The organism is Candidatus Schekmanbacteria bacterium (assembly GCA_003695725.1).
GTDB lineage: Bacteria > Schekmanbacteria > GWA2-38-11 > GWA2-38-11 > J061 > J061.
In genome coordinates, this window is record RFHX01000222.1 from 1 (window position 1) to 6,927 (window position 6,927).

Below are 6,927 nucleotides of genomic sequence, written 5' to 3' on the forward strand. Positions count from 1 at the left end.
ATTCATATTATTTTTGTGGTAATATATACTTTCAAAAAGAGCAACTAACTATGGACATTTTCCGAGAAAAAATAAAGAAGAGTTATTTTGGATTACTGTTTCTGATGTTTCTAACATCGATAGCTCTTTCTCTGACAGCCTGCAAGAAAAAACCGCTGAATAAACCAAAAGAAATCATTCTTTTTATCCTTCTTGATGCAGCAAGGGCTGACCATTTTTCATCTTTTGGATACAACCGAATCACTACGCCTAATATTGACAGAATTGCAGCAAAGGGAATTTCATTCAAAAACCATTACGCACAAAGCTGGGCAACTGTTGTATCTCTGCCCCAAATCTTTTCAGGCAAATATTTCAGCAAGGGAATGATGGAAATAGCAGACATTCTCCGCAGGTATGTAGATTATCCATTCCTTGTTGAAAAAAATCCGCCAAAAATTATTCCTGAATATTTGAATAGTGCAGGATATAAAACAATCCTTGTCTCCGCACATCCTTGGATTACTGAGAATTCAAGAATAGCCAAGGGTTTCAAAGAAAGGGTTATTGTAAAACCTGAAAATGGCAATCCTTATGCAAAAGCAGACAAGGTAATAAACAATCTCATAAAAATTATAAATAGAGAATCAGAAGAAAAATTGTTTTTTTATGTCCATTTAATGGATACCCATTTCCCTCATTTCGCAAACAATCTAAACAATAAATTCTCTTCTCAAAATGAAGAAATAGAAAATGATCTCCTCATAAAAAATGGTTTCCCTGTAAGAGTGCCAACTGTATATGGAGATGAAAGTTTCTCTCTTGGCAATTATCCAAAAAAATCCTTACAACACCTTATCGATTTGTATGATAACGATTTGTTTTTCACAGATAAGGAAATTGGAAGATTGTATGATTATATAGAGAGCAGGAATCTGAAAGACAAAACACTCTGGATAATCACAGCAGACCATGGTGAAGCACTTGGGGAAAATGGGATGTGGGGGCATGCCCCCTTCTTCTTCAAGGCAAATCAGCATATACCCTTAATAATCTCCGGATTTCCATTAAAAAATCAAAGATTGGAAATCAATGATTTTACAGAAAATGTTGATATCCTGCCTTCTATCCTCGATATGCTCAATATTCAATTCAATAAAAGAAACTTCGATGGCACTTCGCTCCTTTCTCTAATCGATGGAGACAAAAAACTTGAAAGAGATTACCGCTCTAACATAGCATTCTTTGCCTCAACAATGGCTATTGGTGCCATCAGCGATGGAATCTTTCTTATAAAATATCTAAATTTTAAAAAAGAAATCTTCAAAAAAAGAGTCCCATATTCAAAAGAAGAGATTGAAAAAATAATCCAAGAACAAATTTATAGCAAATATGAAAAGTTTTTATCAAATCCTTTTGCTATTCCAGATATACCCTTTCTAGTCCGATTTACGGAAGATATAACTTACAGTCCTACGGATGCCGTAATATCTTGGAATCCTTACAAGGTATCAGATAATTCATCTCATAGGTACATCGAAGAACGCTATGAAAATGATGATAAATGGTATGTAAATCTTTTTAATATCAGCGCAAATGGGAAAAAAGAAACACCACCCCCTGTCACACTTCATATGAGAGTGCCCAACTCAAAATACAAAATATATGTGGAAACAGCCAATGCCCTATTGTCAGATTCTGAAAATAAAGAAACTGCTTTTAGAGCTCGTGCTGAAAATGAAAAAGAATGGAAAAGAATCACACAAAAGGAGTCACCGCAATTGAATGAGGCCTTTTTGAAAACATTTTCAAGCATTGATAAAAAAAATTCCTACTTTCTTCTTCTTGGAGAGTACTCAATAAATGACCAATCTTTCGATATCGAGATAGCCACTGAAAAAAAACATTGGTCCATAATTCTCGGTTTTCTTTTCATACCCGAATCATATAAAGAAAATCTCCCCAAGAAAAAAGAAAATATAAAGAAAGAGAAAAATGAAAGGATTGAGAAACTGAAAGCTCTTGGCTATCTTCAATAAGAAATTTTTTTTAAATTTTCCAACTGCTTTATTATTTTTTCTTCAAAAGTTCCTTGACTCGAGCTGTAATATTTTTACTGTCTAAACCATATTTCGAAAAAAGAGTTTGAAATGGCGCACTTGCGCCGAATGTATCGATTCCTATTATGTCGCCTTCATCACCTACCCATTGATGCCATCCAAGAGATGCTCCGGCTTCAACAGAAATGCGCTTCTTGATTTGTGGCGGCAAAACAGTATTTTTATACTTCTCCGGTTGTCTTGAAAAAAGTTCAATACTTGGCATACTGACAACTCTTGCATCTATGCCGTCATTTATCAACATTTCAGATGCTTCTATAGCAGGAAACACCTCTGAACCAGTGGCAATTATTATGACATCTGGATTTGTTCCCTTTTCCTTTTTTATGATATATGCGCCTCTCTTCAGATTTGCTGCTGATGCATATTTATTTCTGTCAAGGACAGGAAGATTCTGTCTGCTTAAAACCAGCATAACAGGTCCCTTATTGTAGGTCATAACAAACTTCCATGCCTCGGCAGTCTCATTGGCATCACAGGGCCTAATAATGACAATGTTCGGCATCGCCCTCAGGGATGCAAGCTGTTCAATTGGCTGATGTGTAGGTCCGTCTTCTCCTAAACCAATGCTGTCGTGCGTCATAAGATATATGACAGGAAGCTTCATCAAAGAAGCAAGCCTTATTGCAGGCCTTGCATAATCGGTAAAGATGAAAAAAGTAGCAGCATATGGCCTAATACCTCCGTGGAGAATCATTCCTGTTGAGCAGGCGCACATTGCATGCTCTCTAATTCCCCAATGGAGGTTTCTACTTTTATAATCTTTTTTGCTAAAATCTCCACTTTCTGCAATCAATGTTTTATTGGAGGGCCCTAAATCTGCAGAGCCACCCATAATCCAAGGAGCAACTTTGGCAATTTCCTGCAATATTTTTCCTGAAGCAGAACGAGTAGCTATGCCCTTATCACTTGGAGGGAATGAAGGAATCTTTTTCTTCCAATCTTTTGGAAGTTCCTGAGATAGCATTACATTTAATTCTCTATAAAGATTTTCATAAACTTTCTTGTAAGACGCTACTTTCTTCTTCCATTCCTCTTCAAGCTTTTTTCCCCGCTCGATGCATTTATTCATCACCTTGAAAACAGAATCAGGAACAAAGAATTTTTCATCTTCAGGCCATCCATATTGTTTTTTTGTCAATGCCACTTCTTCATTTCCCAATGGTTCACCATGAGCAACTGCTTTATCCTCCTTATTTGGAGAGCCATATGCAATAAGAGAATTGACAATTATAAGAGATGGCTTCCTTTTCTCTTTTTGAGCATTCCTGATAGCTTTTTCCAATGCCTTCAAATCATTGATATCTTTCACTCTTTGAATATGCCAATTATATCCTTTAAACCGAAGTGCCGTGTCATCGGAAGACGATAGAGTTGCTCTTCCTTCTATTGTTATATTGTTTTCGTCATAAAAATAAATCAGCTTGCCGAGTCCAAGATGCCCTGCCAATGATGCCGCTTCGTGAGAAATCCCCTCCTGCATATCTCCATCACTGCATACTGCATAAGTATAGTGGTCAATTATCTTATGACCTTTCCTATTGAATAATGCTGATAAATGTGCTTCAGCTATTGCCATTCCAACGCCCGTTGCAAACCCTTGTCCAAGGGGACCCGTTGTCATCTCAACACCTGCTGTAATGCCAAATTCAGGATGTCCCGGTGTCTTGCTTTTCCATTGACGAAATTTTTTGATATCATCCAGTGAAAGCTCATAGCCGGTAAGATACAATATCGAATATAGAAGCATAGATGCATGGCCGCAGGAAAGAATAAAACGGTCTCTATTGAACCACTGAGGATTTCGTGGGTTGTGGCGCATTATTTTAGTCCAGAGAAGGTAAACCAAAGGTGCCAGCGCCATAGGTGTGCCGGGATGCCCGCTTTTTGCCTTTTGGACGGCATCCATTGAAAGAGTTCTAATGGTATTAATGCAGAGATTATCAATATCTTTTTTTTTAGCTGTCATCTTCCTCTATGAATAAAGAAACAAAAAACAAAGATTATGAATTGCCTAAAATCGAGAGCGTATAAATAACTTTTTTTCCAAAAAATCAAGATATTTTTATTTTTTCAAAATCCAGCACTTTTTATGAAAAATAATGATTTATTGCTCAATTCTCTTGAATAAATTTACTATTTATAAAACTTCTAAAAGATTACTCGATTTTCACATTTCGCAGATGCTCTGCGCATTCTTCGGGAATTGTCGAATTGATATACATACCAGACCCCATTTCGAAGCCGGCAGTTTTGGTAAGGCGTGGAATAATTTTTATATACCAATGATAATGCTCATTATTTCTTCTGTCTGAAGGCGCTGACTTTATCATATAATTGTAGTCAGGATTATCGAGCCCAAAATAGAGCTTCTTAAGAAAGGAACTAAAAATTTCAGCAAGATTTTCTATTTCATTATCATTTATTGCACCATAACACGCCGAATGTCTCAAAGGCATAATCCATGTTTCGAAAGGAGAACTTGCTGCAAAGGGGACAAAGACTACAAAGCTTTCATTCTTGGCAACAATGCGCTCCCCTGATTCAAGTTCTCTCTGCATCATATAACAGAAAACACAGTCTCCTGTTGAGTCAAAAAATCTCAAAGCTTCATCTACACGATATTTTATGTGAAGAGGTATGATTGGCGTTGCAACTATTTGAGAGTGAGGATGGTCAAGGGATGTGCCAGCTGATTCTCCATGATTTTTAAATATTATTATCAGTTCTGTTCTTGGACGAGAGGAAAATATGTTTATATACCTTTCTCTATAAACTTTAAGCAAGGTTTTAAAATCATCGATTGGCAGCAAGGCCGGTGATAAGTTGTGTATTGGTGTTTCGATTACAACTTCATGGACACCAATTCCCGTCATAGAATGAAAGGGGAAATTTCCTATCCTCTTAAATTTTCCTTCCTTTGATAATGCAGCAAACTTGTTTGGAATGACTCTTACCTGCCATTGACTGCCTTTTTTAACTTCATATAATGTTGGAGGGGTCTTTTCTTCATTTCCGGGACAAAAAGGACAATTTTTACTAAAAGGTGGGATTTCTATCAATTCTTTCTTCTTCGTAAAATCATGGGGACGCTTTGCCCTTTCCGTTGCAATAATTACCCAATCTTTTGTAGCAACATTTTGTCGAAATTCAGGCAAATGAACCTCCTCTTTTTGAAACTATTTTAACTTTACTGTGTTGGAGATTCAAGAAGTTAGACTTCAATAAAGTTAATTGACATCATTGCAAAGAATCCTACATTCAATATCTCTTATTGTTCATTACTCTTTCTATATCGCTTTCTACCATAATTTTTACGAGGTCACTGAACTTAGTTTTTGGCTCCCATCCCAATATTCTCTTTGCCTTCGATGCATCTCCGATGAGAAGTTGAACTTCAGCAGGTCTGAAAAATTCTGAGGAAACTTCAAGAACTACTTTGCCAGTTTTCTTATCAATACCCTTTTCTTCAACACCGCTTCCCTTCCATTCGATATCAATCCCAATGTGTCTAAATGCATGTTCAACAAATTCTCTGACAGAATGGGTTTCCCCTGTTGCAATAACATAGTCATCAGCAGTATCATGCTGAAGCATCTTCCACATAGCTTCAACATATTCCGGCGCATAGCCCCAATCCCTCTTAGCTTCCATATTTCCTATAATGATTTTATCTTGCAGTCCGCACTTTATTCTCGCAATGCCATAAGTCAACTTCCTTGTAACAAATTCATAACCCCTAAGAGGAGATTCATGATTGAAAAGAATTCCAGAGCAGGCAAAGATGCCGTAAGATTCGCGATAATTGACTGTTATATGATGACCAAAGAGCTTTGAAACTGCATAAGGGCTTCTTGGATAAAATGGGGTTTTTTCATTTTGAGGTATTGCCTGCACTTTTCCAAACATCTCGCTTGAAGATGCTTGGTAAAATTTTATTTTTGGATTTACAGCCCTTATTGCTTCAAGCACTCTCAATACACCAATCGCTGTAACATCTGATGTGAAGATTGGTTCTTCAAATGAGAGAGCTACAAAACTTTGAGCACCAAGATTATAGACTTCGTCAGGTTGAATTTTTTCAAGCGTCCTGTATATATTCGTGAATTCTAAAAGTTCCAAAGGAAAATAACGAATTTCAGAATCTATTCCAAGATATTTCAACCGTTCGAGATGAAGGTCCGAAGTGCGCCTAAATGCGCCGTAGACTTCATATCCCTTTTCAAGCAGGAGTTTCGAAAGATAGGCTCCATCCTGTCCTGTTATTCCTGTAATTAATGCTTTTTTGGCCATCAATAATTTCTCCTCTTTTATTTATATTACTATTTTATTCTCTTTACTAATTCGTCCTTTATCATATCAACAACAAATCTACTGAATGAAAAGGCGCAAGTAAATGCAGGTGATACAGCATTAAGTATATGCACAGAGTCATCACTTTTTTCAATAACAAAATCCATCTCCAATGTCCTCTTTTTCTTATCAAATAATTGTGCTCGTATTCCTGAAGGCAGATAAGAGCCAAATTTTGATGAATCTATTTCATTAACAAGAGCTGATGCCTTATTTATCAAGTATTTCAATGAATACTTTTTAATTTCTTCTAATGCAATCTTTCTGAAATTGAAGGAATTGGTAAGAAATAGTTTACCTTCAAGAAAAAATGTTTCCAAGAATTCCTTCAAATTGAAGCGCCATAGACCTTTATAATTTTCTCTCCAAAATGAAGGAATTGCTGTTGGACCTACTTTTACATATCTATCAAAGGTTTTGGTAAAATGAACACCCAAAAAAGGATTATTAATGTCAGGCACAGGATAAATATGCC

Annotated in this window: 5 protein-coding genes; 1 reads left to right on the forward strand and 4 read right to left on the reverse strand. The window is 36.4% G+C overall.

Annotation, left to right across the window (positions count from 1 at the left end; genetic code table 11):
- Positions 1–50 precede the first annotated feature (50 nt).
- Positions 51–2,018, forward strand: a complete 1,968-nt coding sequence (locus D6734_08670) for a hypothetical protein (GenBank protein RMF94046.1) — start codon at positions 51–53, stop codon at positions 2,016–2,018.
- 31 nt (positions 2,019–2,049) lie between these two features.
- Here D6734_08670 and tkt read toward each other — a convergent pair whose 3' ends face one another.
- The 4 genes from tkt to D6734_08690 form a co-directional block, all read right to left on the reverse strand.
- Positions 2,050–4,068, reverse strand: coding sequence for a transketolase (gene tkt / locus D6734_08675; GenBank protein ID RMF94047.1), 2,019 nt, complete (start codon positions 4,066–4,068; stop codon positions 2,050–2,052).
- Positions 4,069–4,258: 190 nt separating this feature from the next.
- Complete coding sequence (gene galT, locus D6734_08680) at positions 4,259–5,257, reverse strand: galactose-1-phosphate uridylyltransferase (GenBank protein ID RMF94048.1); 999 nt, start codon at positions 5,255–5,257, stop codon at positions 4,259–4,261.
- Between the two features lie 103 nt (positions 5,258–5,360).
- A complete protein-coding gene (gmd, locus tag D6734_08685) occupies positions 5,361–6,392 on the reverse strand; it encodes a GDP-mannose 4,6-dehydratase (GenBank protein RMF94049.1) in 1,032 nt (343 codons plus the stop codon).
- 29 nt (positions 6,393–6,421) lie between these two features.
- Positions 6,422–6,927: L-2-hydroxyglutarate oxidase (locus tag D6734_08690; GenBank protein RMF94050.1), on the reverse strand; the 506-nt coding region annotated here is incomplete at its 5' end.

Coding starts and splice junctions, on each gene's coding strand:
- D6734_08670 (RMF94046.1), top strand. CDS start 51: ATGGACATTTTCCGAGAAAAAATAAAGAAGAGTTATTTTGGATTACTG.
- tkt (RMF94047.1), bottom strand. CDS start 4,068: ATGACAGCTAAAAAAAAAGATATTGATAATCTCTGCATTAATACCATT.
- gmd (RMF94049.1), bottom strand. CDS start 6,392: ATGGCCAAAAAAGCATTAATTACAGGAATAACAGGACAGGATGGAGCC.